Here is a 26,691-nt window from a genome sequence, read left to right as displayed (position 1 = left end):
AATATTTTGAAAATGATTACATACAACTTTGGTATAGTGGGTTTAGGCGTTATGGGACGGAACTTATTGCTTAATATGGCTGATAACGGATATGCTGTTGCAGGATTAGACCTGGATCAGGAAAAGGCAGATTCATTACAGGCAGAAGCGCAAAATGATCATCAGATCTTTGCTACTGTTCAGCCGGAAGCATTTGTAAAATCCCTCGAACAGCCGAGAGCCATTATGCTTTTAGTTCCTGCAGGAGCTCCTGTTGACGGAGCAATACAAACCTTACTTCCTTTTCTGGATGAGGGAGATATTATCATTGATGGCGGAAATACCTATTTTACAGATACAGACAGAAGGTATAAAGAACTTTCTTCTAAAGGGATTCATTTTTTTGGGATGGGAATATCAGGAGGAGAAAGTGGTGCGAGAAGAGGACCTAGCATGATGCCCGGAGGTGATAAAGTAGCGTATGAACGTTTGCGCCCGATCTTCGAAGCCATTGCAGCTAAAGTAGATGGAGAACCTTGCGTAGAATTTTTAGGCAACGGATCTGCGGGAAATTATGTGAAAATGGTGCATAATGGTATAGAATATGGAATTATGCAGCTTATCGCAGAAACGTATGACATCATGAAGAATGTTTATCATTTGGATCATGAAACCATACAACAATCCTTTGAGCAGTGGAATAAAGAAGAATTAAACTCTTTCCTTATTGAAATTACAGCCAATATTCTGAAACAAAAAGAAGGTGATAAATATTTGGTAGATCTGATTTCAGATTGGGCAAAGTCCAAAGGAACAGGAAAGTGGACCTCACAAAATGCAATGGACCTACAGGTTCCTGTGCCAGTTATTGATGCTGCGGTAAATATGAGAGACATGTCCAAATACAAACCGGAAAGAATTCAGGCTTCAAAATTATTGACTTGGAATAATGATCAAAATATCAATAATGTCAATCTGGAGGAACTGAAACAAGGTCTTTACTTTGCTATTATAACAACATATGCTCAAGGGCTTGCTCAGCTTAAAGTAGCTTCAGAAACTTATGGCTATGAACTGCATTTGGAAACAGTATGCAAAATCTGGAGAGGTGGCTGTATTATCCGGGCAACTTTACTGGAAGACTTTAGAAAAGCATTTGCCTTACAACCAGATTTACCAAATATATTACTTGATAAACATATTGCTGAAAAGCTAATGTCAGCACAAAGCAGTATTCGTTCAGTTCTGAAAGAAGCAATTCAAAATGGAACACCTGTTTCCGCCTGGATGAATGCATTGTCTTATTTTGATGCTTACCGTACAGAAAATTTACCAACCAATCTTATTCAGGCTCAACGAGATTTCTTTGGTGCTCACACCTACGAAAGAATCGATAAAGAAGGAATTTTTCACACCCGTTGGGAATCATAAAAAATAAATCGAATGAAAAATAATGATAAAAAGCCAACCTCTATCGTGGTCTTTGGGGCAACGGGGGATTTGGCAAAAAGAAAATTATTTCCTGCATTTTTTAATCTGTTTCTGGAAGGGTGGATGCCTGATGAATTTGAGCTTCTTTCACTGGGAAGAACCGAACATACACAAGAAGAATTCAGAACTTATATCTTAGAAAATATCAAAAATTTCTCAAGGATCAAAAATTTTTCTGAAGAGAAATGGAATACTTTCAGTCAGAAAATTAGATTTGTAAGGTTTGATATTACACAGGAAGAATCTTTTATTCAACTGAAAAATCAGCTTGATGCTATTGATGTTAATATAGGAACAAGAGCAAATCGTCTTTTTTATCTTTCTGTAGCACCTAGTTTTATTGAAAAGGTATCAAATAATCTCAAAAAAATCGGGGTAGCTGAAAATGTAGATAAAGACCGCATGATTATTGAAAAACCTTTTGGGTATGATAAAGAATCCGCTTTAGCTTTGAATAAACTTCTGGCGCAAAACTTTCAGGAAGAACAGATTTACCGTATTGACCATTATTTAGGAAAGGAAAATGTACAGAATATCCTTGCTTTCCGTTTTGGGAACACTATTTTTGAACCTTTGTGGAATAATAAATACATTGATTCTGTGCAGATTACCGTAGCAGAAACAGTAGGGGTTGAAGATCGTGGCGGATACTATGATAATTCAGGAGCACTTCGTGATATGATTCAGAACCACTTAATGCAGATTCTTTGTATGGTTGCTATGGAAGCTCCTATGATTTTTGAATCTACAGAGATCAGAAACAGGAAAGTAGATGTGTTAAAAAGTGTCAGAAGAATTGATCCGAAAGATATTAATCATTATACGGTAAGAGCACAATATATGGCTGGTGAGATTGATGGGCAGCCAAAACAGGGATATTTGCAGGAACCTGGAGTAAACCCACATTCAAATACGGAAACTTATGTGGCAATGAAATTTTATGTCGATAACGAACGATGGAAGGGGGTGCCGTTTTATATGCGAACCGGTAAACGTATGTCAGAAAAGACATCTTCTGTAGTCATTAGCTTTAAAGAAGTTCCAAGCACTATTTTTAATAATGGAATAAATCAGTTGCAACCTAATAAGTTAACGATTGATATTCAGCCTGAAATGGACATCAAATTATCATTTATGACCAAAAAACCAGGACTTGATATGAAATTAAAACCGGCGGAAATGGTATTCGATTATTTTGAATGTTCACCAGATACACCGGAAGCCTACGAGACCTTATTATTGGATGCTCTTGATGGAGATTCCACTCTGTTTATGCGTTCAGATCAGGTAGAAGAGGCTTGGGATGTGATCACTAATATTCAGACTGCTTGGGAAAAAGGAAACGTTTCTAAAATGTATACGTATCCAGCCGGAAGTTCAGGACCGGAAGAAGCAGATGAATTACTGAAAAGACAGGGACATCATTGGCTTTCTAATTCTCCTATAACTTTGAAAACTGAAATAAATGCTTAATATATTACCAACAAAAGAAGAAATTATAAAAAAAGCTGCAGAACTATTTGTTAACGTAGCTAATGAAGCAATAAATAAGAAAGGGAATTTTACCGTTGCATTAACGGGAGGTTCTTCACCGGAAGGATTGTACAGGTTGCTGTCAGAAGATCAATATAAAAAGCAAATTGACTGGAGTAAAGTTCTGGTTTTTTGGGGTGATGAAAGATGGGTGCCCTTGGATAATGAATTGAGTAACGCTAAAATGTCATATGATACTCTTTTGAACAATGTACCCGTTCTGTCCGACAATATTTTTCCAATGTATAAAGATGGCATAAAGCCAGAGGATTTCGCTTCAGAGTACAATGCACTTTTGAAAGAGAAATTAGGGAATGATGGGGTGATGGATCTTATTCTTCTTGGAATGGGAGGGGATGGACATACCGCTTCTCTGTTCCCGGGAACCGAAGTGTTGAAAGAACAGGAGAAGTGGGTTTCTGCTTACTATCTTGATGCACAGCAAATGTACAGGATTACCCTTACAGCTCCTTTTTTAAATAAAGCCAGAAAAACAGTCGTGATAACTTTTGGTGAAGCCAAGGCAGATGCTTTGAAAGAAGTACTGGAAGGTGAGTATAATCCTTCACTGTATCCTTCGCAATTATTGAAGCCTTCCGATGGCGAATTATTATTTTTAGTTGATGAAAAAGCTGCAAAACTTTTAAACAGTAATAATTAGTTTTATAAGCAGTTGAAACTATGGTAACACATCATTTAAAGGATATACAACACAATTCTGAAAGGGCAATCACGCCCTTTCATATTTTTGATTTGGACCGACATGCACTGGAACAATATAGAGAACCTCATACAAAAGATCATTTTTGTCTTTTATTTGTCAAAAAAGGGAAGATGGATATGCAGGTGGAAGACCGTCAGTATGATGTTACAGAAAATAATATATGTGTTATATTTCCCGGACAGCTATCGTCAAAAGAACAGATCAGTGATAACTTTGAAGGAAAAATGATTTTGTTTGATGAGGTTTTGTTTTGCTCGGATATTCTTAAAAATGAATTAAGCATTTACAATCATAATATCTCAGTAAAACTCAATCATATCGAATTGCCTGTAGAAGAGACAGATGAAGTGGAATTATTATTAGAACAAATCGAAAAACTATACAATGACCTCACCTCTGTCAAAAAAGAACAGGCACGATTTTATATCAAGATAACCTTGCTGAAGCTGGTGGAATTTGTACATACAAGATGGGACAAAGATAAGCTGACCAATGAAAATACCAGAATTTATGGTAAATTTCTGGAGCTGTTGGAAAAATACTATAAAACGGAAAGAACTGTAAGCTGGTATGCTGAAAAATTATTCATCACACCTAAAAAACTGAATGAAATTACCAAAAAAACAGCTGGCTTAACTTCCATAGAAACCATCCATGCAAGAATTATGAACGAGATCAAACAATTGCTTTTATTATCTAATTATTCCCATAAGGAAATTGCTTTTGAACTGGGATTTAATTCACCTGCAGCATTGAATAAGTTTGTAAAGGCAAAACTTGATGATACTCCTACCAATCTGCAACAGCAACTTGCGCAAATGTATAAGACGTAAGCTTGATAAAAATATTGACAATTGTATTCGTGCATTTATGGCAAACTTAATAAAATCTGCCACAAATGCACGAATTTTTTATAATTATAACATATGCTTCTATGATATTTTAAATTTAAATATATATTACGGGTATTCATTTTGAGTGGATCAAATGTATATCATATAGTACTTAATGTATAACATCAGCGGTGTAGGGCAGAGTACCTTTGTATCAGAAATTTTAAATAAAAATTATGAGCAAGTTATTTGTTGCCGGCGAAGTATTTCATGGTCCTGGAAGTTTATCAGAATTAAAAAAACTGTCTGGAAAAAAAGTAGTTATTGTAACTGGTGGACAATCAATGAAAAGAAGCGGTACATTAGACCGTGCAATAGGTTATCTGACAGAAGCTGGATTGGAAACTATTGTTTTTGATGGTGTTGAAGAAGATCCGTCTTCTGCTACAAGTCTTCAGGGAGCTGCTGTAATGCGTGATTTTCAACCGGATTGGATCGTAGGTCTTGGAGGTTGTTCTGCTATTGATGCTGCTAAAATGATGTGGGTGTTTTACGAATATCCGAATGCTGATTTTGAAGCAATGACGAAACCTTTCAGTGTACCGGTATTACGCCAGAAGGCAAAATTTGTAGCCATTCCTTCTACCAGCGGTACAGGAACAGAAACTACAGGATTAGCTGTTATTACTGATAGAGAAAAAGGAATAAAATATCCGATTGTTTCTTATGAATTGACTCCGGATATTGCCATTGTAGATGGAGAAATCTGTGCTACAATGCCAGCGCATATCACATCAAATACCGGTTTGGATGCACTGACCCACTGCGTTGAAGCCTATGTATCAAATATTGAAGATAATTATGCAGATGTATTGGCAAAAGGAGGTTTAGAGATCGTTTTCCAAAATCTGGAAGAAGCGGTAAATAATCCGACTAATATCAAGGCACGTCAGAATATGCATGATGCTTCATTTATGGGAGGTTTGGCATTCAATAACGCATGGCTGGGAATTGTACATTCACTATCACATCAGGTAGGAGCTTTATATGGTATTCCTCACGGTGCTGCTAATGCGATTTTCCTTCCGAATGTAATCCGTTATAATCAGACAGCTACAACAAGATATCCGGATCTGGCTAAGCTAGTTGGAAAAGAATCAGCAGAAGAACTGGCACAGGAAATTGAGAAATTGAGAAATTCTGTGAATAATATCGGTTCATTGAAAGCATTTGGTATTTCTCGTGAAGACTGGGAAAAAAATCTTGACTATATCACTAAAAATGCTTTGGAAGATCCATGTACAGGTTTTAATCCGCGTAAGCCAAGCCTTCAGGAACTGAAAGACCTATACAATGCTTCTTATGAAGGAGAGATTTATCAGAATTAATTAAAGGTTTGTAAGCTGGAAGAAAGAGGTAGAAAACTACTTTTTGTTGTGTAAAAAGTTCATTTAAAATTGAAAGAGCTGTTCTTTATAACTCGACTCACTTTTCTCTTCCAGTATTTAATTCACCTTTAGATATCAATCACTTAATGAATTGGCATGCCTTCAAATAGAAATACTGGTATCCATTTGAAGATTGTGCTAAAGGTTGTATAACTACTATGATTTGACAAAAGTTCAAAATCCTCCAATTCTAGAGAATTGGAGGATTTTTGTTAATTTTTTAGTTTATTCTATTCTTTAACTTTTACGCCCATGCCATATTTTAAAGCCCATTCCGTTTCTTTACTTTTGTCGTGATAGATCACTGGATAAGTCTCGAAAATAGCTTTTTCTTTAGGTATTTTAGCATAGACATTATTGCCGTAATTATTTAATAAATAGATGAAGCTGGATGCTTTAACAGATTTAGCCTGGTCAAGCGTTTTTCGATCTACTGTTCGCCTTTGTGAGATATAGTGTACTACATTATTATTTTTCACAAAAAGTAGTATTGCTGTATTTTCATCACCCATGCTAAAGTTATACTCGAACGGGATGGTTATCCCTAAATCCTTTTCCATGCTTTTTTTACTGTTTATTGCTGATTGAACAATTAAAGTGTCCCATTCAAAACAATTGACATCATCCTTTATATTGATAATTTCTCCTATTTTATTTTCCTCATTTACTTTTGGAGATAACTTTTCTTCCAATTGTATCAAACAGTCAGGGTTTGTTTGTCCTTGACAGGAAAAAATAATGAAAAAAGGCAGTAACAGGATATACTTGATTAACTTTTGCATTTCTATGGTTTGGTTTTTATCGAACCGTTAATAACTGCGGTATTAAAATCAAGCTCGAATTTAGGCATATTATCTTCTGGGTTGCCATTTTGTAAGAACCAATTATATCCCCATTCGTTATTATACAAATCCATGGCATTTTCAGCAGGAGTTCCCGGATGTTCTGTTTCATGTAATGTATGAAACTGTCTTGCTAAATTAACACCAATATCTGCAGCATCTAACGCAGACCACAGAGCGTGTCTTAAAGCATCTGCTTCATTATTAATACCATTGCCTTTTTCCACAGCAAGGTTGTAATTGCCAATCATTTTTAAAACCCCTAAAGCAGGAACGTGATGTGCTAGAAACGATCTTTCCGCAAGCGTTAATGAAAATATACCTCCAAAAGCATCAGCCGGAACATCATTACTTCCATTTCCGGCGCCTGTACCTCCATCAGGTGGACCATCATCACCCCAGATAGGCAGATCATCGTCATCCCAGGTAGGTAGATCCGTGTCAGGAGGATTAGTTCCGCCATCATCATCTCTGTCCGGAGCAGGAATAATTATTTCAGGGATTTCCGTTTCGCTCTGTCCTCCGGCAAGTCCTCCTTTGAAGGAGTATAATTCATTTTCATTCAACAGCTCTAATGTACTGTTGAGTTCAACTACTTTCGAGTTTCTCATGTATTTAAAATTTAAAAAATTGATATTAGTTTTTTGTGGACTATCCTGTTTTGCAGGTTTTCCTGATGTGAATTTTGAATAGAAAGAATCGTATAACGTAAGATTGTTGTGAATTTAAAGAAGGTGGTTGTTATTGGTGCTGTGGTCAACTGTATTTTTACTGAGAAATAAATAAAATTACTTCGGGCTATTATTCTCAATGATCTAAGATAGATTTGTAAATAGGAAAGCGGGAGCTGCTCATAGAGATGATTAAGGAAAAGATACCTCGCTTTTTTTATTTCCGTTCTGCTTACTTCACCAGCTTTTAAAATTATTATACATTTCTTCGCTCTCATCAATCGTTACGTTTGCTTTTCGATGTCAAAACTAGAACATAAAAATTGCAGTGGCGTGAATAGATTATGAACATTTTATTAATTGTTAAATAGTGTTTTTTCCTTTCTGGTAGCTTATATTTATCACATTTCCTATCTTTATAAAAACATTTAAAAACTTGAATAATGCTGGTTGATCTGCATACAATGACTTTCAGTGATATTGAAAATATATCGGATGAAAAAAACAAAATACTTACTGTTAGAATTGAGGAAAAGGTCGAAATTGAAAAATTAATTACTTTAAATAAAATACTGCTTGAAAAAAAACTTTTGATCTCTGTTATTATAGAGTCGGAGAGTTTTCATTCAGATCATGTTGTTTCAGGAATCCATGTTTTTCAATATTTGTCGAACGTTTCTAAGTTGAAAATATATGTAAGTGATTATGATGAGCCATTAGAAACCTTAAATTTTTTAAAGAGTATTCATTATTTAAGTTATCTGGATATTTCAACCCATGCCAAAAAGAACCTCCAACTTGATGAATTGAAGAGATTTTCTGAACTAAAATATTTCAGCTACCTGTGTGAAGGGTTGAGTAAAGAACAATATTCTACTATTAAATCCTTTTCACAAATGGAATGCCTGGCTGTCTATGATTTGAATTTAAAATTGATAAATAATTATCAATTGATACGTGAACTGAGAGTACATCGAAAATTAATTGATCCGGAACTATTCTTAGAAAAGTTTCCCAATCTTGAGAATCTGACTTTAGAAAAGTGTAACGGATTGGATTTTCAAAAAAATATAGCAGTTCAGCCTAATCTGGTCAATGTTTCTTTAAGATATATGAATGGGATTAATGAGATCCCAAAGTTTAAGAATCCGGAAAAGATCAAAAAACTATCACTTTTAGGATTAAAAAACCTGAAGTCTATCGATCATATTCAGGAAATGGAAAACTTAGAAGTTCTGGAGATTACTCATATCAGAAATATGAATATAGAAAGTTTTTTAATATTAAAACAATTGAAGAAGCTAAAGCAGGTATATCTTGTATTTGAAAAAGCCCATCTTAATGCTGAATTTGAGGAGTTTGCGATCGAAAATAGATTGCCCTTTATCTAAACAGAATATGATGGCTGATTAAAAAAGAGACTATTCACAAGGAATAATCTCTTTTGAAATGATATCTTAAAACAATCTGTTGTGCAACGATCGTAAAGCTTCAATTTTATAGGTAGACGGAACCAATAATGAAATATTATTCTCACTACCGCCATAGGAAATCATTCTGATCGGAATATGTTTTACCGCTTCCGAAACAATTGTAGCATGTCCGTGATTATTCTTTCTGAAATCACCAACGATACAAATGATAGTCTGCTCATGATCAATATCTACGGCTGAGAAAACTTCAAGTTCTTTTAGAATTTCAGGTAGGTATTCCGTCTGGTCAATCGTCAGTGAAACAGCAACTTCCGAGGTGGTAATCATGTCAATAGGAGTTTTGAAACGCTCAAAAACTTCAAAAACCTTTCTCAGGAAACCATACGCCATCAGCATACGGGAAGACTGAATACGGATTGCCGTAATACCGTCCTTTGCTGCAATAGCCACAATTTGATTCTGATTGATGCTTTCTCCTGAAATCAAAGTCCCTGGTTTATGAGGATTCATTGTGTCCAGTAATCTTACAGGAACATTATATTTTCTTGCAGGGAAAACACTTTGAGGGTGAAGGATTTTAGCCCCAAAATAAGAAAGCTCTGCCGCTTCATCAAAGCTAAGTTTAGCGATAGGTCTTGTATTCTGAACAAATCTTGGGTCATTATTGTGAAAACCATCAATATCCGTCCAGATCTGAACTTCTTCGACACCTAAAGCTGCTCCAAGCAAAGAAGCCGTATAATCTGAACCTCCTCTTCGCAGATTATCTATTTCACCCTGAGCATTTCGGCAGATATAACCTTGTGTAATGAATAAGCTTTCAGCAGGATATTTTGCAATTTCTATACCTGCTTTTTCTCTGATGTACTCAATATCCGGTTCGTTTTCTTCATCAATAAGCATGAAATCAAGGGCTGATAACAATACGGAAGGAACCCCTGTTTCCTTTAAATGTAAATGGAACAAAGTGGTAGAAATAATTTCTCCCTGAGCCAATATAATACGCTCTTCAGTAGAAGTGAAATTAGAGTTTTCAAAGCTGTAAAGAAGCTCGAATATAGTATTGATAAATGTCAAAGCTTCAGCAGCTCCCTGTTCAGTTTTGAATAATTCTGCTACAAATTTTTTATACTTCTCATAAAGCGAATCAAGATGTTTTTTTGCATTTTCCAATTCCTTTCCTGCATACAGCTCTGATAATGTAACCAGATCATTTGTAGTTCCTGAAACCGCCGATAATACTACCAGATGCTGATTAGCTGCCTGAGATTGGATAATAGGCAATAAATGTTCAATCCTTTCCGGGCTTCCCACTGAAGTCCCTCCAAATTTCAATACTTTCATGAATATATAATATTAAATTATTAAAAAAACTTTAAGCAAAAAAAAAGAGCTTGTCGTGATGACAAGCTCCTGATGTATCTGGTTTCTAACCAAAGGAAAATGACTCACGACGTTCGACGTAAGTACTGTTTCTTTCCCTTTTTTAAGTTAGATAAAATCATTTCTTATTTTTTGCACGGCAAATATACATATTTTCATGAAACTCCAGAAAAAAAAATATAATTCCGTGAAATTTTTTTAATAATAAAATAGTTAAAAGGTATGCAAATGAGAATAGTTGTCAAATAAAAGCCTCAGAATCAGGAATTCCAAGGCTTTTGTTATTGTTCAGATGAGTGATATTTAACTTAATATATCACAAGGTGCTACACAAATCACCCAAGGGCATCTTTTTATTCCCGGAGGTGGACAGCATGCCTCAGAGCAAGTTAGAGCTCCTCCGTTAATACTTTTCAATTGATCTCTTGAAATTTTCTTAGAATTTTTCATAATCGAAATATTAAATTAAACTTATAATTTAAGGCTGATTTCCACCGCCACATCCGTCAAAAGGCATACATTGCCATTTGCCCCCGATTAAGCATATTTGCCCACCAGGGCAATTAATACCACCGTTAATTGTTTTCATTTCTTGTCTTTCGATTTTCTTTAAATTTTTCATAACGTTTAGATTTAGTGAATTCGAAATTAATTAAATTTTTCAAACAAAAGTGAAATTGCATTAAAAATATTTTAATATGATTGTATATTTAACTTTTGTTGTGAATTGGTAAGAATTATTAAGTTTTGATACTGAAAATTTAATATTCTTGTCATAAGATAAGTCTTATACCTCTTCAATTCAATTACTTTGTACTACCAACAAAATCATAAAACTATGACTCCAAAATTTGAAGCAGGAATTAATATCGCAATCAAAATTCCTAAAAATAAATATGAAAAAACAGTTTCCTTTTACAGAGATATTCTAAAATTGGAAGTTGAAGAAAAACCTATTGATCATCCCACCGTTTCCAGAACACATGAAGTGAAATTCGGAAATAATATAATCTGGCTTGATTGTGTAGACAATTATACTCATTCTGAAACATGGCTTCAGTTGACAGTTCCTAATGTAGATGAAGCAACACAATATTTACGATCAAATGGGGTAGAAACCTGTGACGAAATTGAAGAGCTTCCGGAAGGTATGCATTGGATCACAGATCCAGCGGGAACAGTATTTAATGTACAGACAAACCCATAAGAAAATCGTGATTTGAAATAAAAGAAAGGGATATTGATGTGAATAGAATCATAGACAATATTGCAGATGATGATTGGAATTATAAAAAATCACTAGCTGAAATCAGGGATTTTCTTCCAAAAGGGCATGATGAAAGAAGTCTTGGTTTATTTTTTGTAAAGACTGTTGTAGTAAAAAACTATTATTAGAAATTATGAAATTTACGTATTGGGGAAAAGGACTTTTAGCTGGTGCAATGGTATTGGCAGTGAGTACAAATTCAGTTTTTGCAAATGAACGTCCCACTGTTTTGATCGAGAACACACAAAATGATTCAGATTCATTAAAGATCGAAAATCTGGCAAAGGAATTAAAAAAAATGAAACCTATTGCTAAGGCTGATTTTAAAGCTAAATTTAAAAAGGAAGTGGCTGGTTTTACATTAACGGAAGTGACTGCCTTTGAAGATAAAGAGACTGGTTCTGGTTCTTATGCTACAGCAAATTATAAAAAAGGAGATAAGAATGTTTATCTGATGGTAACAGATGGGGCTGGTGCAGGAGCTGAGACAGTGAAAACAAACTTGCTTAGTTATCTGGACATAAAAACGACAGAAGAGCCTGGAGATAAAACGAATATCAAACCTTATAAAGGCTGGCAGGTTTTCTTTGATTCAAGTATGTACGAAAGCGACGATATGACAAGCATTCATTATCTGGAAGGAAACAGATTTTCTGTTATTGCATCTGGTAATATGATCTCGATTACAGATTTAAAAGACTTTTTAGACAATATCAGTTTGTAATATAAATATTTTCAAGTATATGGCTCTGACTTTTAATAAGTTGGGGCTTTTTTGTTTAAAACAAAGATAAAACTGTCTAATGGTTTCTTTCCAAAACTTAAACGTTGTCCTTGCTTACCTATTATAAATCAGTTGTTTATTGTGTAATTTGTTATATTAGCAGTATAAATGTGTTTAAAATGAGTGTTTTCATGTAATTTTAATCACAAAAGCCATTTCCAACCTATTAGATGAACCCTGAATGTAATGAGATTTACCATTTTAATAACAGCCGTTTTCGTATTAAATCAAAGTATAAAAGGGCAGCAATCTGTTTCTCAAGACAGTATTTCCGTTTTTTTTGATGAGCTTAAAACAGCTGCACATGCCAATACGGAACTTTGGAGTAAAGATTTATATGGACCAACCATTTTAATCAACCCGGAAAGCAGAACGTTTTTTGCCAATGAGCAAGATGATGTAGGTTCTTTACAACCTAATGGGAATATTTATTCAGGTGTTTTACCGGGCAAGATTAATATTGCAAACACGGCAATAGACTGGAATGGAAAAAAATGGGCAATGATCATGCTTCCGCTTTCTCAGAATAAACACAACAGGATCAATTTATTGGCTCACGAATCATTTCACAGAATTCAGCCATCGTTAGGATTTACATCTAAGAATTCAGACAATAATCACCTTGATCAGAAGGAGGGAAGAATATATCTGCGTTTGGAACTGGAAGCTCTAAAGAAAGCAATTCAGTCACGTTCAGAAAAGGAAAAACATGAACATCTTACGAACGCACTTACCTTCAGAAAGTACAGACATCAGTTGTATGAAAATTCTGATAGCTCTGAAAATCAACTGGAATTAAATGAAGGATTGGCAGAATTTACAGGAGTGATTATCAGCAACAGAAATAAGGCAGAAGTTTCAGCGTTCTTTCAGAATGAAATAAATGAGTTTTTTAAAAACCCTACGTTTGTACGGTCATTTGCCTATTATACTATTCCTGTTTACGGATATTTACTATATGATAAAGACAAAAACTGGAATAAAGCGATCTCAGTAAGTACTGATTTGACGGATTACTTCATCAAAGCTTTCAACATTAGCATTCCCAGGGATTTAAAAAAAGCAGTTCAGGTTGTTTCTGCTGTTTATAATGGAAAAAAAATACAGAAAGAGGAAGCCGAAAGAGAAGAAAGAACTAAAAAACTGATTGCAGAATATAAGCTGAAATTAATTACCCAACCTCACTTTGAAATCAAGTTTGAAAAAATGAATATCTCTTTTGATCCGAGAAATATTGTTCCCGTAGAAGATAAAGGAACTGTATATCCCAACATAAGAGTGACAGATCGCTGGGGAATTTTAACTGTAGATAAAGGAGCAGCGCTGATGAGCCCTAATTGGGACAAAATTTCGATTTCAAATCCTGTAAAAACAGAAGGTAAGAAGATTTCCGGTGAAGGCTGGATTCTTGAGCTTACGGACGGTTATACAGTCGGGAAAGACGATGTAACAGGCAATTATAAGCTGATCAAGAACTGATAGGACAGGACACTGTGAGATAAAAACAACCATGAAACAATTTACTTTTAAATATCATAATAATAAAGGAGCATTATATGTGCTGTCGTCATTCTTTATTATTCCGCTTGTGGTTATTCTGGGAAGTTTTGCGCTGGTAGAATACAGTTCGTGGGCACTTTGGGTGTTTATTCCTTTAGGAGTAGGAGCCATTGTGTATTGTATGTTCAGATATATCAAGATATCAAAAGATATAGATACCATTACGATAGATAGTGAAGGTTTTAGTTCTAAAAACTATGGTCGGGTTCAATATGATGATATTGAAAGTATACCGTCTTATGGAGGGCTGGGGCAACCTTTTCCTTCAACAAAAATAAAGCTTAAGAACGGAAAAAAGATAGTCTGGAATTTCAATCCTCAAAATCAAAAATCAAAAAGTGACATAGAAACATTTATTGCTTTCAGAAATGAGCTGCTTAGAAATTTGGAAGACAAGGCTGAACAATATTCAAAAAATGAAGAAAAGCAAACTGAAAACCTATTTGCCAGACTTGTTCAACAATTGAAAAGTTCAAAAAAACAGAATTATAAATATATTACACTTTCATTATCAGTAGCTGTTGCTTTGCTTATGATTGCCCGTACCTGCGGAGAAGATTTTATTCAGAATAAACGAAAAAGAGAGGCTAAGGAACTTACCAATATGGCACTTAAGATGGAAATTGATTATGAAAGCAACAGAGCAAAGGCACAAAAAATTGCCACAGACTATTCCAGAAAATTTGGACCCGTTTCTCTTTTTACCAATGATCCCAAAGCTAAAATAGAATTTATACCTGAAATAGAAAGCGACCCTTACACTCCGAAAATCAATATTTTTGGATTAAGAAGAGAAGAAGACAATAAAAATCTGGAAAAATATATAAATAACCCTGATCATGTAGCTTATCATATGACTGTAGTGAATTCATCCATTGATTTCTTTTCAGTAATGAGTAAAAGTATTTTTACATCAGATGATAGTGATTATATTCCTGTTTATTTAACGGTGTACAATCCGAACGAATCGCTTCCTGTATCTAAATTTCGTGCAGTGAAAGATACCGTATTCAGACCTATTCATGTAAGTACATCTATAGAATTACCACTTAAAGGGAATTTGACGCAGGATGTCCTGAAAAATATGGACTACGCATCAATCCGTTCTATTCTCTCTCTTTATAAAGAAACATTTTTTTATTTGGCAGCCAAAGATCTGGATGGAATATCTGTAGAGCGATTTGAAAAACTGAAAGAGATCATTACAGCCGATTTTGAAAAGCATGGAATTTCCACCGAGAATTTTCAAACCCAAAGATTCAATGTTCAATAGAATTGGGAGCCTTAAAATATTGAAACCCCATAAAATAATTTTAAATTCAGATTCTTAAAGTAAATGATTATGACAGCGAGAGATTTTATTGCCAGTGAAATCAATAAATTAAACGATCTGATAAGCAAGAATATCGATAAAGAATCCAATCTTAACCTTAAAAAAGAACTTTCAGAAACCCTTTATCTTATAAACATCTTTGACGAATATCAGATCAATAAAAAAACGATTGATACCATTATTGAATTACCATCTTCAAACACCGGATATTCTGATTACAGAATCATTAACGACTGTGAATCCGACGATCCTGATCACTGGTTGGAAGTAAGCATTAATGAAGAAAAAATCAGGCTTGCAGAAGGAGATATAGTGATCCGTAAGAAATAAAATCTGTTGCTATCAATCATAATCCGGGATATTATTTCCTAAAATAAGATCTCTTTTAATCGTTAGAACTCAGGCTTCAATTCTCTATTTTCATATTACTAAAGTTACTTTTTTTCAATATATTTCGTTTGTCTTTTATGGATCTTTGGTGTATTTTGCAAAAAATTAAATACCAGGAATTATTTATGAGAAAGCTTATGGTGATGGCTCTTTTGCTGTCGGCAGGTCATTTTTCAAATGCACAGTCAAAAACAGACTTTTCAAAACAATATATTGACGAGCTTTACAAAAGCGGCAGCAAAATACGATCTCTTTCCCCGAATGATACAAATTTTAATGACCTTGAAGCCATAGGAAAATCCATTGGTGAAGCAAAGTTTGTGTTGCTGGGAGAGCCAAGTCATGGAGATGGTGGCGCCATTCAGATGAAGACAAGATTAGTAAAATATCTGCATGAGAAAAAAGGTTTTGATGTTCTGATGTTTGAAGCGGATCTCTACGCCATTATGTTTGGAATTTCTGATATTAAAGATTTAAATACGATAGATGTTTCGGCTAAAGAAAATATTTATACATGCTGGACTGAAAGTAATGTAAGTCAGGATTTATGGACTTATTATAAAAATGAATTGAAAGGAAACAATCCAATTCTTTTGGGTGGGATAGATTCTCGTCATGCAGGGAATTTTTCAAAAACAAAACTGATCGGAAACCTTACTGATATAGCGAAATCATCTCAGTATAATGTTGATTCAGAAGCGTACAGGAAGTTTGTGAAAGACCTTGAATATATATTACAAAACGAATTTTCTTCCAAAAAGAATGTTGTAGATAATGATAATTTTAATACTGAGATCAATAAGATTGAAGAAGCTGTAAAATTCAGTTCAGTAGATCCCAGACAGAGAAACTTATGGCTGATTGAAGTCAATAATATCAGAAACCTGTTTGATTTGGTCATTCAGGAAAAAAGTCGTGATATTATGATGGCGGAGAACTTTATTTTCCTTTCAAAATATATTTTCCCAGGGAAAAAAATTATGGTTTGGTCGCATAATAATCACAATGTATTGGATGTTAATACCTATATGTCTTTCAACCCTGAATTTGCCAAACAATGGTACGAAACCAATACTTATAAAGGATTTACTTATTTTGGAACTGAAATTTACAGAGCGTTTAAAGATCAGGTGTATTCATTGGCGATTACTTCGGGAAGCGGGAATTTTTCACCGGCTTTCTTTGGAAAAGATTTTTTTCATGCTGATTTTACCAAAAAAGCCAAGGTTCCTGAATCAAAAGAAGGTTCTTTGGAATGGTATCTGAAAACCAAGAAAACAGACCTTTTATTTATTCCTTTACCGAATGCACAAGGCAAGCCGAGCGGTTATCCTTGGTTTTCTTCAAGGCTCTTTGATCTGGGTTTTGAAGCAAAAATGGATTATACTTCTTCATTCAACGGAGTTATTTATATTGATAAAACCGTAGATTTGAATGGACAATAATTAAATCGCTTATCGAAAGATTGGAATCACTGACAGAGCTAATAGAATTTACCAACAGAAATGTATTTTTAACCGGGAAAGCAGGAACTGGAAAGACTACTTTTCTCAATGAATTTGTAAAAAATACCCGTAAAAAACATATTATTGTAGCACCCACAGGAATTGCCGCAATGAATGCCGGTGGCGTAACGATTCATTCTCTGTTTTCAATTCCTTCAAGAACGTTTGTTCCCACTACAGAATATGTAGATCCTAATCTTGCGATGAATATCAATGAGCTGTTTCCGCATTTTAAGTACCGGAAAGATAAATTAAACCTTTTCCGGGAAATAGAACTAATCATTATTGATGAAGTTTCGATGCTGAGATCAGATCTGTTGGATATGATGGATCATTCATTGAGGAGAGTAAGAAGAAATCAACTCCCTTTTGGCGGAGCGCAATTGCTCTTGATAGGAGATTTGTATCAGTTACCGCCCGTAGTGAGAGAAGATTCAGAGAAGATATTGTCAAAATTTTACGAAACACCTTTTTTCTTTTCGGCAAAGGCTTTACAGAATACTTCTTTGATTACTGTAGAACTGATGAAGGTCTATAGGCAGCAGGATGAAAAATTTCTGGAAATCCTGAACTCAGTGAGACATGCTGATCTTTCCGAATTGGATTTTGATGCTCTGAATTCCCGTTATGACCCGGATTTTGAACCCGACAATGAACATTATATTCATCTCTGTTCTCACAATCGTATCGCAGATCATATCAATCAGAAGAAATTGTCTGAAATTGAAGAAGATTCAAGATTTTATCAAGCTTCGGTCATAGGACAGTTTTACGAGACTCAATATCCGGTTGATGAAGTAATGGAACTGAAATTAGGAACCAGAATTATGTTTATAAGAAATGATTCTTCACCGGAGAAAAAGTTTTATAACGGCAAGCTTGCAGAGGTTTCTTATCTGGATGACAACACGGTGAAAGCTATTCTGGATTCAAGTGGAAGAGAGATTACGCTGACAAAAGAAGTCTGGGAAAATAAAAGGTACTTTCTTGATGCTGAAAAAAATATTGCGACAGAAGTATTGGGAAGTTTTGAACAATATCCTATCCGTCTTGCATGGGCAGTTACCATTCATAAAAGTCAGGGGTTAACATTTGACCGGGTGATTGTAGATGCGGGCAGATCTTTTGCCAGTGGACAGGTATATGTTGCATTGAGCCGTTGCCGGACGTTGGAAGGAATTGTTTTGAAATCCAGAATTCCGGAAAGTGCAATATTTAAAGATGACAGAATTGAAAATTTTCAACGTATTACCAATGTAGATGACCGCTTGGAAGAGATATTGGTGCAGGAAAAATATGATTATGCTCTTCATAAAGTTCAAATGACAGTAGATTCAACTTGGTTAAAGGAAGCTGTGAAACTATGGATGACAACATTATTTACCACAGAATTATCCAGCCTGGAAAAAGCAGCACGATTGTCTCATTCTATTGAAAAAGAAAGTGAGAGGCTTTTTAAAATCTCTGAAAAGTTTAAAAGAATAAGCCAGCAAAGTATTAAGCATTTTATAGAAGAAAATCTGTCATGGACCGAAATTGAAGATAAATGTAAAGGAGCCGTGAATTTTTTCTATAAAAACATAGCAGAACAGATTTTACTGCCGCTAAAGGATTTCTATGCTGAAACTATTGGGATCAAAGGTTTAAAAGAGTATAATGAAGAAACAAAAAACCTGCTTTCTGACCTTCACGAGTATCTTGAAAAGCTAAAAGATTGTACTTTATTGGATATTGCTTTATTTAATAAGGAAAATGAGCTTGATACTTCGGTAAAGGTGAGCAAAAAGCCTACACATCTTATCACATTTCAATTATTTGAAGAGGGAAATACAGCTTTTGATATTGCTGAGAAAAGAAATCTTAGCCTTTCGACAGTCCATAAGCATCTTTCAAAAATGGGTGTCAGTGATCTTTAAACTTTCTTGATTTGCATTGATCGGTCTTGATCAATTGTTTTTGAATGATTTTCATTGTTTTCTATCGAGATGAGGTATTTTACATTCTCCTTTTATTTGCTTTGTTAAATTTTAATATCTTTAACCATCAAATCATTAAATTCAATAATCTCATGCAGATAAAACCATTAACATTAATATTAGTCGTTGTTTTTCAATTGATAAGTGTAACCGCATTTTCGCAGAAGAGGGTAGAGCTGAAGACCTTAGTGAACAAAGAATCTGAGTTTGTTTTACCTCAAACAGTTGAAAAAATTACAACAATACTGAATACAGATGCTTCTTATTATGAAAATGCCAATGGAGAAAGATATGCGAGATGGCTTACCAAATCAGGATTGGAACTTTATACTGCTTTGGGGAAAAACGATTCTGTGGATGAAATCTTCTTTGATATTCCGGATGATAAACCTGTGGTAGTGGCTGGATTGCCTTATGGGCTTACTTTGAATAAAACGACACTACAGGAAAGTAAAACCAAATTTGCAAAGTATGGAGCAAAAGATCAAAAACTTGGTATGGACAGTGAGTTTGAAGGAGGTTCAAAATTAATATTCAAAAAAGGGAAACATTATGCTACCTTATTATTTGATAGTAAAAATCTCCTTAAATCTGTAGGAATCACAAAAGAGTTGATTGATCCGGCGGCTAACTAAAAACAAACTATAATAACCATAAAAATTAAACGGATGAAAGAAAAAGACCTAAGCGAATTGACGGATCAGGAATTACTGGATAAAAAACAAAAATTAAAATCAGGTAAAATCATCAATGCTGTGCTGATTGGGTTTTTAATTGGGATTGCAGTATACAGTTCTGTGAAACACGGTATTGGATTTTTTACGATATTTCCTTTAATATTTGTACTGATTTTAACCACTCAATGGAAGAAAAACGATCAGTCAATAAACAGAGAGCTGGAATCCAGAAACCTGAAGTAAATAGCTTGTAAAATAAAACTGCCTCAAAAAATATTGAGGCAGTCTCTTTAAACAAAAAGTATATAAGCAGATGGGTACCAATCTTTAATTTCTATTTTTTACCATGATCCATCCGGTATAAGAAGTGAGCTTGGTAGAGGCTGGTTCTGTCCAGCTTATTTCATACCAGTAGGTTCCGCTGCTTACAGGCATTCCGCTAATGGTTCCGTCCCATTTGTAGCTGTTATTTTTATCCGAAGAATACATAAGCTGCCCATATCTGTTGAATATTGAAAACTTTAAATCCTTTAAATAAGATAGCTCAGAATAATCTAATGTATCATTGATCCCATCACTGTTAGGGGTAATGGCGTTAACAAGATTGGGAACCAATACTTCCACCTGAACCGGTTTACAGTTGTAAGAATCTTTTACATAGAATATATTTTTTCCACGCACAAGATTTGTAAATACGTTGGAATCCTGCCATATCATTTCGTCTTTTGAATATTGATAAGGAGGTGTTCCGCCTTCTACAGTAAGGGTTACCGTATTATTGTTCACGTCTACTTTTTTAATTTTAGGGCTTGGAACAGGCATTACATTTACAGTTTGCTTGGTCTGGCAGCCATTGGATGTTAATATTACCCAATAAGTTCCTACAGAAGCTATGATAGACTGTGTGTTGGCTCCCGTGCTCCATTGGTATGATGTATAGCCGGGACCTGCATCCAATGTGGTTCTCGCGTCCGGGCAGATGTATTGATCTACCAAAAGAGGAGAGGGCTTAGGAGGTGTTACTTTCAATGTTATTTTAGCGAAGTCAAAACATCCGTTTGCGGTGATTACTTTTACATATACCGTTGTATTGGGAGAGACAAAGTTTGTGGGAGTTGTAATTTCATTAGTTCCGTTTACGGCATCAGTCAGAGTTGGGTAATATCTTTTCGTTACCGGATTTGTAGTTGTCACAAGAGCTGTCGTCAGATCGAAAGTTCCGGTGCTTGTATTATTCTGAACAAAGCATCCGCTAAGATCAGCGTCCATGATCACGGGCTTTGGATGAAACTCAAGACTGATCTTTGCATTGGCAGTACAGCCTTCTATGGTTGTTGCTTTTACATAAACTTCAGCCGGAGCAACGGATTGAAAAGCATTCGCAGGAATAATTTCATTGATGCCTGCACTAAGATCCGCTAAGGTTCTATAATATCTTTTTACGGCAGTAGCCGGACCTCCAACATTCGCTGCTGTTAAATCAAAAATACCTGAACCATTGATCTCACAGGCTTTTACAGTAGCATTTGTCAATACCAAAGGTTGTACGGTTATATTCACTTTTACCTGCTCACAATCTGTAAATTCAGGATCATTTCCACAGAATTTATACGTAAAGGTGTCCACGGTTGTTCCTACATTCGCAGTATAGGTCAGAATACCTGTTGTTGGGTCTAAAGTTAAAGTACCGTTGGCAGGCGGAGTAACAATCTGTACTGTTCCCGGAACCGGAGTCTGCGTAGAATTGGTAAAAGCAGGTGTAATGGCTGTAGGCGTTCTTGTACTACAGATATTCATTGGTTTTACAGTATTCACGAGGCAGTTTTGTACTTTGTACGGATAGGTTGTAAGAGGTACGCAGGTGCCTTTGGTGATGGAAACTGTGTAATTTCCTGATCCTGTAGGAGTGTAGGTGTTTGAGTTGGCACCCGGAATAGGATTGCCATTCAGGTTCCATTGATAATGATCAAAACCGGCTTCCACTTCTAAGATAATTCCGGGAACACATTCTCCGACAGATTTACTGATCACAGGAATAGAATTAAATCCTGCAAAATAACCACCATATCCCAGGTTTCCGCTTCCTCCTGCAATTCCTGCTGTGACGGCTTTGGTAGAAGTCACGGTGACATTTCCGGTAATATTCGGAATAGAATAAGATACCCAATCCGGGGTTCCTGTTACAGGAAATGGACCTTCGGTTGCATTTGTAGGTGTTCCGTTGACCATAACGGTGGCTCCTGTTTGTGTAAGGATATTAAGTTTCACAAACAATGGAGGATTAAAAGTCGTATAATAAGGTAATTCGCCTATTTTCCCGATCTCATCGATAACATTGGGAAGGAAGCAGTTAAGAGGAGGAATATAATTAAAGCCTTCCGTTGCATCATTATCTTCAATCCCTGATAAAAGCTGATAAACATAGACATTTTTTGAAGCTTTAATGTACATATTATGATGTGCAGGACCATTGAGTATATAATTCATTGCACTGACACGATAATATTTACCCGCATTAATGGTAGCAACAGGAGTAGGGTTGTTGTTGAGTCTTATCTCTGTGTTATCTTCAGTAGCGACGATGATAGCACCTTCAATTTCAGGGATAAGATTACCTTTTCCTTTGATCAGAACGAATTCATTTCCAAGACGTTCAACAGGTACAGACTGATCCATAATAATATCTTCCCCGTTATAAGGAGGTGACATCCCGAATTGCCCGTGATAATTTCCATTGGTAACAGATACCGGTTTGGTAGCTTCAATTTTAGCCCCTATAAATCCGTCTTTATTTCCTGGTCTATTCGCAAAACCTGCAAAAGTGTAGGATTGCCCTTTATTAAGATTAATTGTAATAGAAGGATGAGTAAGACCATTAAAGTTATTGTAAAACCACGTTGTCATAGCATACCCTGAAACTTTTATCTGGGTATTGTCTTCTGTGGCAAGAATGGAACAAGAGAAGTTCTGGGTGTTTTGGTTGTTCATTAATGGGGCATAAACGGCGTAGAAAAGTTTTCCAAGTCCTGCCTTTCCTTTAGACGTCAATATTTCACCATGATTAACTTCTGAAAATCTATAGGTAGCAAAGAAAGGAAGATTTCCATGAAGATAAAGTCCACGGGTTTTTACGCTCATAGCATCGGTAGTACCTTGTCCCACCATCAGACTAAAGGGGACATCAAAAGTCTGAGGATTCCCTTTACTGATTGTAACCGTTCCTATGACGGCATTATTATTATAAATGGAAACAGAAAAAGGAACCATGCTGTCTGTAGACAAATACAAAGCCTGTTTCTGAGATCCATTGCTGGAACTTGCAATCATCGGGGCAAACCAGTGATCTGTATCCCTTTGTGCCAGAATTTTGGAGGAAAAAAGAGACAACAGTAAAATGAGTATGATCTTTTTCATAAAGTATGGAAAAAATGAGTTAAACTTATCTCCGCAAGAGTTTCATGCCCTTGCGGATGATAATATTGAGTTGTAGAGTTCAGAAGATTTTTAATTTTTTAATAGAATCCAGCCGGTATATTTGATAATGGCATCTTGTAATTTTGGTTCTTTCCAGGTGATGACATACCAATACGTTCCTGTAAATACACTCTTATTACCGGATTTTCCGTCCCAGGTATAGTTATTAAAGCGACTTCCCGTGAAAACATTGTTTCCGTATCTGTCATATACTGTGAAGGAAAGATCTTTTTTATAAGCAAGGTCTATGTAGGACACTGTATCATTGATGTTATCTCCATTTGGAGTAATTGCATTGATGATATTAATAACCGTTAATTCTACTTTTACAGGATCACAATTGTAACTGTCTTTTACATAGAATATATTCTGCCCGTTAGGTAGCCCTGTGAATGTATTTGAAGCCTGCCAGTGCACATTATCAATAGAATATAAATAAGGAGGATTACCACCGATTACCGTAAGAGTAGCCTTATTGTTATCAATATCAATGTTCGTAATTACTGGATTTGGAGCTACATTTACAGCTACGTCCTGCTTGGTAAAGCAATTATCATGTTCCAGAATCACGGAATAAATTCCTGGTTTTACTGTGATAGAGGGTGTAGTTGCTCCCGTACTCCATTGGTAAGACTGGTAACCAGGACCTGCATCAAGAACTGTAGTTGCATCAATACAGATAAACTGATTTTTAAGCAAAGAAGACGGGCGTGATGGCGTTACAATAAGAGTAACTGCGGCTATGGATGAGCATCCCGAAGCATTGATCACTTTTATATATACGGTGGCATTAGAAGAAATATATGTTGCCGGATTGACAATAGTATTGATTCCTGAAATTGCGTCCTGCATGGTTTTGTAATATTCTTTGGTGATTCCTCCTTCATCAGTAACTGCTGCTTTGGTAAGATCAAAGCTACCTTTATTGGGTTCCGTATCAATAGGGCATGAGCTAAGAGATGCGTTCTGTATGACAGGTGCCGGTGTATATGTTAAACTGATTTTTGCCTGTGCAAAACACCCTTCAGCAGTAGCTACTTTTACATATACATCTTTTGGAGCCGGAGAGCTATAAGCATTGGAAGGTATTATTTCGTTTGTTCCGGCAAGAAGATCTGCCTGAGTAGGATAATATTTCTTAATGCTTCCCGCGGGTCCTCCTACATTGGCAGAAGTAAGATCAAAAAGCCCTGTGCCATTATTATTACATGCCTGAATGGTTGCATTATTTGCTGTAACAGACTGTATTGTCACATTTGTTTTTACCTCTTCACAATCAGAGAATTCCGGGATGTTGCCGCAGAATTTATAGGTAAAAGTATCTGTAGTTGCTCCTGCATTGGCTGTGTACGTTAAAATACCTGTTGCCGGATTGATTGTCAATGTTCCGTTGGTAGGCGGAGTGATAATTTGTACACTGCCTGGCAAAGGAATTTGGGTAGAACTTGTAAATGTTGGTGTAATAGTAACAGGTGTGTTGGCAGAGCACACCGTCAAAGCTTTCGTAGTATGTGCTGTACAGCTGAACACCTTATAAATCGGTGTTGTTGCAGGTGGACATGTTCCGCCCACAGAAACAGTTACGGTATAATTTCCGGATTGCGTTGGAGTGTAAGTATTGCTTGTTGCCCCGGAAATAGGATTTCCATTAAAATTCCATTGATAAGAAACATAGCTGTCATCCACTTCCAATACCATATCAGGAATACATGAGCCGCTTTTTTTAGCAATCACCGGAACCGAAGAAAACCCGGCAAAGTAACCTCCATAGCCTACATTCCCTTCACCAGCAGCAATTCCGGCTGTGACAGCTTTGGTAGATTCCACAGTAATATTCCCCGTCACATTCGGAACAGAATAGGAAACCCAGTTTGTATTTCCGGATACGGGAAAAGGTCCTTGAGAAGGTAACAGAGGATTGCTATTAACAAATACTGTTGCTCCAGCTTCAGTTATAATATTCAATTTGACAATAGGGGTGATAGCGGTATAATAAGGCAAGACATCAATTTTCCCGATTTCATCAATTTTTTTCGGAAGAAAGCAGCTGAGAGGAGGAATATAATTGGCTCCAATTGTAATTTCAACAAAAGAAGTTGATGTTCCTGCCATCAGTTGATATACATAAGCTTTTTTAGTAGTACGGATACGCATATTATAATGCCCTGTACTGTTTTGATTCACATAAGAATCAGACCGAATGTGATAAAACTGTCCCTCATTTAATGTGGCAATAGGTGTTGTTTGATCATTTACATAAACCTGAGTATTATTCTCTGTTGCAGTCACTAAAGCACCTTCCACATTGCTTGCAATAGGAGCCATACCTTTTACCAGTACAAACTCCTCTCCCAGACGTTCCACAGGGATTGACTGGTCCATAAGAATATCTGCACCATTATTGGAATTAATAATTTGTCCGTTAAAACTTCCATTGGTAACAGAAACGGGCTTATCAGATTCAATTTTAGCCCCCATAAAACCAGTTTGGTTAGATGCTTCATTCCCTTTACCTTCTACAATATAAGACTGTCCTTTGTTCAAGGTGAAAGTCATGGTAGGATTTGTAGCTCCGGTTGTACCATTGGAGAACTTTACGGAAGTATTATAATTAGAAATCTTTACCGTAGTATTATCTTCCGTAGCCAAAATACCACATGTGAAATTATTATTAGCGGCTAAAGTAGCCAACGGTGCATACGACACATAGAACTTGTTACCGATTCCCGCTTTGCCCTTAGAAGTCAGAATTTCTCCATGATTTTTGGTAGAAAATCTGAAAGTACAGAAAAATGGTTTTTCTCCTTTTATATAAAGCCCTCGTCCCGTTGCCCTGAAAAGCTCAGCCTGAGATCCGGTAATCATCTGATCCGTAGGAATATCAAAAGACTGAGGATTTCCCTTGCTGATGGTTATCGTCCCTATCAGCACATTATTATTGTAAATGCTTACGGCAAACGGTATTGTAGAATCTGTAGATAAAAATAAAGCCTGTTTGTTGGAATCATTAAGTCTGGACATCATAGGAGCAAACCAATGTTCCGTATCTCTTTGTGCAGAAAGGGTGCTGCTCATGAGAATAATAAGTATAAAACCAAACAAAAGTCTCTTTAATACTGCAGACCCATGTTTTTCCTGATCGTGAATGTTGTTGATAGTCATTGGGTGGTTTATATTTTAATAGCACAGCATAGCTGTTTTTGTCATTTTTTCGGATTCAATGAAAAAGTGAATGATGAAGCATTCAAACAAGTGATAGATGAGTGGAAGAACAATATTTTATGTTTCGTGATGTTCATACCAATAATGAATAGAAGTTTTTCATTCAAAAGAAATTTAATGGATATTAATGAAAGAAAATGAATGAAAACTGTCACAAAAGCAGCAG

At 35.7% G+C, this 26,691-nt stretch carries 23 protein-coding genes; 16 read left to right on the top strand and 7 right to left on the bottom strand.

Going from position 1 to position 26,691, the window contains the following annotated elements; genetic code table 11:
* The first annotated feature begins 12 nt into the window (after positions 1-12).
* From gndA to BW983_RS13225, 5 genes are all read left to right on the top strand, one after another.
* Positions 13-1,410 carry an NADP-dependent phosphogluconate dehydrogenase gene (gene gndA, locus BW983_RS13245; RefSeq protein ID WP_076552393.1) on the top strand — a complete coding sequence of 466 codons (1,398 nt, stop codon included), beginning with the start codon at positions 13-15 and terminating at the stop codon, positions 1,408-1,410.
* A gap of 12 nt (positions 1,411-1,422) precedes the next feature.
* A complete protein-coding gene (zwf, locus tag BW983_RS13240; RefSeq protein ID WP_076552392.1) occupies positions 1,423-2,943 on the top strand; it encodes a glucose-6-phosphate dehydrogenase in 1,521 nt (506 codons plus the stop codon).
* A complete protein-coding gene (pgl, locus tag BW983_RS13235) occupies positions 2,936-3,664 on the top strand; it encodes a 6-phosphogluconolactonase (RefSeq protein WP_076552391.1) in 729 nt (242 codons plus the stop codon). Before zwf ends, pgl begins: the two co-directional genes overlap by 8 nt.
* A gap of 20 nt (positions 3,665-3,684) precedes the next feature.
* Complete coding sequence (locus BW983_RS13230; protein ID WP_076552390.1) at positions 3,685-4,560, top strand: AraC family transcriptional regulator; 876 nt, start codon at positions 3,685-3,687, stop codon at positions 4,558-4,560.
* A 236-nt stretch (positions 4,561-4,796) separates the two neighbouring features.
* Positions 4,797-5,948 carry an iron-containing alcohol dehydrogenase gene (locus BW983_RS13225; RefSeq protein WP_076552389.1) on the top strand — a complete coding sequence of 384 codons (1,152 nt, stop codon included), beginning with the start codon at positions 4,797-4,799 and terminating at the stop codon, positions 5,946-5,948.
* 290 nt (positions 5,949-6,238) lie between these two features.
* On the opposite strand, the gene BW983_RS13220 is transcribed toward BW983_RS13225, so the two are convergent.
* Together BW983_RS13220 and BW983_RS13215 are read right to left on the bottom strand one after the other, a co-directional pair.
* Positions 6,239-6,790, bottom strand: a complete 552-nt coding sequence (locus tag BW983_RS13220; RefSeq protein ID WP_076552388.1) for a hypothetical protein — start codon at positions 6,788-6,790, stop codon at positions 6,239-6,241.
* A gap of 2 nt (positions 6,791-6,792) precedes the next feature.
* Positions 6,793-7,461, bottom strand: a complete 669-nt coding sequence (locus BW983_RS13215; RefSeq protein ID WP_076552387.1) for a DUF6973 domain-containing protein — start codon at positions 7,459-7,461, stop codon at positions 6,793-6,795.
* A 503-nt stretch (positions 7,462-7,964) separates the two neighbouring features.
* On the opposite strand from BW983_RS13215, the gene BW983_RS13210 reads away from it, so the two are divergent.
* The gene (locus tag BW983_RS13210) at positions 7,965-8,912 is read left to right on the top strand and encodes a hypothetical protein (protein WP_076552386.1); all 948 of its coding nucleotides are present in this window, start codon (positions 7,965-7,967) and stop codon (positions 8,910-8,912) included.
* Between the two features lie 66 nt (positions 8,913-8,978).
* On the opposite strand, the gene BW983_RS13205 is transcribed toward BW983_RS13210, so the two are convergent.
* The 3 genes from BW983_RS13205 to BW983_RS24605 form a co-directional block, all read right to left on the bottom strand.
* Positions 8,979-10,298 carry an aspartate kinase gene (locus tag BW983_RS13205; protein WP_076552385.1) on the bottom strand — a complete coding sequence of 440 codons (1,320 nt, stop codon included), beginning with the start codon at positions 10,296-10,298 and terminating at the stop codon, positions 8,979-8,981.
* Positions 10,299-10,640: 342 nt separating this feature from the next.
* On the bottom strand, positions 10,641-10,787 hold the full coding sequence (locus tag BW983_RS24610) for a bacteriocin-like protein (protein WP_165602241.1): 147 nt from the start codon (positions 10,785-10,787) through the stop codon (positions 10,641-10,643).
* 28 nt (positions 10,788-10,815) lie between these two features.
* A complete protein-coding gene (locus BW983_RS24605; protein WP_449391506.1) occupies positions 10,816-10,959 on the bottom strand; it encodes a bacteriocin-like protein in 144 nt (47 codons plus the stop codon).
* A gap of 216 nt (positions 10,960-11,175) precedes the next feature.
* Between BW983_RS24605 and BW983_RS13200 the strand changes: the two genes are divergently transcribed.
* From BW983_RS13200 to BW983_RS13160, 10 genes are all read left to right on the top strand, one after another.
* Positions 11,176-11,544 carry a VOC family protein gene (locus BW983_RS13200; protein ID WP_076552384.1) on the top strand — a complete coding sequence of 123 codons (369 nt, stop codon included), beginning with the start codon at positions 11,176-11,178 and terminating at the stop codon, positions 11,542-11,544.
* 38 nt (positions 11,545-11,582) lie between these two features.
* Positions 11,583-11,732, top strand: a complete 150-nt coding sequence (locus BW983_RS24045) for a hypothetical protein (RefSeq protein WP_167369986.1) — start codon at positions 11,583-11,585, stop codon at positions 11,730-11,732.
* 5 nt (positions 11,733-11,737) lie between these two features.
* Entirely contained in the window at positions 11,738-12,328 is a 591-nt protein-coding gene (locus BW983_RS13195) for a hypothetical protein (protein WP_076552383.1), read from the top strand.
* A gap of 246 nt (positions 12,329-12,574) precedes the next feature.
* Entirely contained in the window at positions 12,575-13,867 is a 1,293-nt protein-coding gene (locus tag BW983_RS13190) for a hypothetical protein (RefSeq protein ID WP_076552382.1), read from the top strand.
* A 31-nt stretch (positions 13,868-13,898) separates the two neighbouring features.
* Positions 13,899-15,221: a hypothetical protein gene (locus tag BW983_RS13185; protein WP_076552381.1), complete on the top strand. Its 1,323-nt coding sequence runs from the start codon at positions 13,899-13,901 to the stop codon at positions 15,219-15,221.
* Between the two features lie 69 nt (positions 15,222-15,290).
* Entirely contained in the window at positions 15,291-15,611 is a 321-nt protein-coding gene (locus tag BW983_RS23710) for a hypothetical protein (RefSeq protein WP_139329273.1), read from the top strand.
* A gap of 185 nt (positions 15,612-15,796) precedes the next feature.
* Complete coding sequence (locus BW983_RS13175; protein ID WP_167369985.1) at positions 15,797-17,116, top strand: erythromycin esterase family protein; 1,320 nt, start codon at positions 15,797-15,799, stop codon at positions 17,114-17,116.
* A 20-nt stretch (positions 17,117-17,136) separates the two neighbouring features.
* Complete coding sequence (locus BW983_RS13170; RefSeq protein WP_228409005.1) at positions 17,137-19,092, top strand: AAA family ATPase; 1,956 nt, start codon at positions 17,137-17,139, stop codon at positions 19,090-19,092.
* Between the two features lie 152 nt (positions 19,093-19,244).
* Positions 19,245-19,787: a hypothetical protein gene (locus BW983_RS13165; protein WP_139329271.1), complete on the top strand. Its 543-nt coding sequence runs from the start codon at positions 19,245-19,247 to the stop codon at positions 19,785-19,787.
* Between the two features lie 33 nt (positions 19,788-19,820).
* Complete coding sequence (locus tag BW983_RS13160; protein ID WP_065394766.1) at positions 19,821-20,072, top strand: hypothetical protein; 252 nt, start codon at positions 19,821-19,823, stop codon at positions 20,070-20,072.
* A gap of 84 nt (positions 20,073-20,156) precedes the next feature.
* On the opposite strand, the gene BW983_RS13155 is transcribed toward BW983_RS13160, so the two are convergent.
* Together BW983_RS13155 and BW983_RS13150 are read right to left on the bottom strand one after the other, a co-directional pair.
* The gene (locus BW983_RS13155; RefSeq protein ID WP_076552378.1) at positions 20,157-23,243 is read right to left on the bottom strand and encodes a T9SS type B sorting domain-containing protein; all 3,087 of its coding nucleotides are present in this window, start codon (positions 23,241-23,243) and stop codon (positions 20,157-20,159) included.
* Positions 23,244-23,333: 90 nt separating this feature from the next.
* The gene (locus BW983_RS13150) at positions 23,334-26,465 is read right to left on the bottom strand and encodes a T9SS type B sorting domain-containing protein (protein WP_076552377.1); all 3,132 of its coding nucleotides are present in this window, start codon (positions 26,463-26,465) and stop codon (positions 23,334-23,336) included.
* Positions 26,466-26,691 lie beyond the last annotated feature (226 nt).

This window comes from Chryseobacterium ureilyticum, from assembly GCF_900156735.1.
In the GTDB taxonomy this organism is placed as follows: domain Bacteria; phylum Bacteroidota; class Bacteroidia; order Flavobacteriales; family Weeksellaceae; genus Chryseobacterium; species Chryseobacterium ureilyticum.
This window is presented reverse-complemented; position numbering and strand designations above follow the sequence as displayed.

Coding starts and splice junctions, on each gene's coding strand:
- BW983_RS13205 (WP_076552385.1), bottom strand. CDS start 10,298: ATGAAAGTATTGAAATTTGGAGGGACTTCAGTGGGAAGCCCGGAAAGG.
- BW983_RS13195 (WP_076552383.1), top strand. CDS start 11,738: ATGAAATTTACGTATTGGGGAAAAGGACTTTTAGCTGGTGCAATGGTA.
- BW983_RS13200 (WP_076552384.1), top strand. CDS start 11,176: ATGACTCCAAAATTTGAAGCAGGAATTAATATCGCAATCAAAATTCCT.
- BW983_RS13220 (WP_076552388.1), bottom strand. CDS start 6,790: ATGCAAAAGTTAATCAAGTATATCCTGTTACTGCCTTTTTTCATTATT.
- BW983_RS13190 (WP_076552382.1), top strand. CDS start 12,575: ATGAGATTTACCATTTTAATAACAGCCGTTTTCGTATTAAATCAAAGT.
- BW983_RS13155 (WP_076552378.1), bottom strand. CDS start 23,243: ATGAAAAAGATCATACTCATTTTACTGTTGTCTCTTTTTTCCTCCAAA.
- zwf (WP_076552392.1), top strand. CDS start 1,423: ATGAAAAATAATGATAAAAAGCCAACCTCTATCGTGGTCTTTGGGGCA.
- BW983_RS13225 (WP_076552389.1), top strand. CDS start 4,797: ATGAGCAAGTTATTTGTTGCCGGCGAAGTATTTCATGGTCCTGGAAGT.
- BW983_RS13150 (WP_076552377.1), bottom strand. CDS start 26,465: ATGACTATCAACAACATTCACGATCAGGAAAAACATGGGTCTGCAGTA.
- pgl (WP_076552391.1), top strand. CDS start 2,936: ATGCTTAATATATTACCAACAAAAGAAGAAATTATAAAAAAAGCTGCA.
- BW983_RS13160 (WP_065394766.1), top strand. CDS start 19,821: ATGAAAGAAAAAGACCTAAGCGAATTGACGGATCAGGAATTACTGGAT.
- BW983_RS24605 (WP_449391506.1), bottom strand. CDS start 10,959: ATGAAAAATTTAAAGAAAATCGAAAGACAAGAAATGAAAACAATTAAC.
- BW983_RS24610 (WP_165602241.1), bottom strand. CDS start 10,787: ATGAAAAATTCTAAGAAAATTTCAAGAGATCAATTGAAAAGTATTAAC.
- BW983_RS13215 (WP_076552387.1), bottom strand. CDS start 7,461: ATGAGAAACTCGAAAGTAGTTGAACTCAACAGTACATTAGAGCTGTTG.
- BW983_RS13230 (WP_076552390.1), top strand. CDS start 3,685: ATGGTAACACATCATTTAAAGGATATACAACACAATTCTGAAAGGGCA.
- BW983_RS13175 (WP_167369985.1), top strand. CDS start 15,797: ATGAGAAAGCTTATGGTGATGGCTCTTTTGCTGTCGGCAGGTCATTTT.
- BW983_RS13165 (WP_139329271.1), top strand. CDS start 19,245: ATGCAGATAAAACCATTAACATTAATATTAGTCGTTGTTTTTCAATTG.
- BW983_RS13210 (WP_076552386.1), top strand. CDS start 7,965: ATGCTGGTTGATCTGCATACAATGACTTTCAGTGATATTGAAAATATA.
- gndA (WP_076552393.1), top strand. CDS start 13: ATGATTACATACAACTTTGGTATAGTGGGTTTAGGCGTTATGGGACGG.
- BW983_RS23710 (WP_139329273.1), top strand. CDS start 15,291: ATGACAGCGAGAGATTTTATTGCCAGTGAAATCAATAAATTAAACGAT.
- BW983_RS13185 (WP_076552381.1), top strand. CDS start 13,899: ATGAAACAATTTACTTTTAAATATCATAATAATAAAGGAGCATTATAT.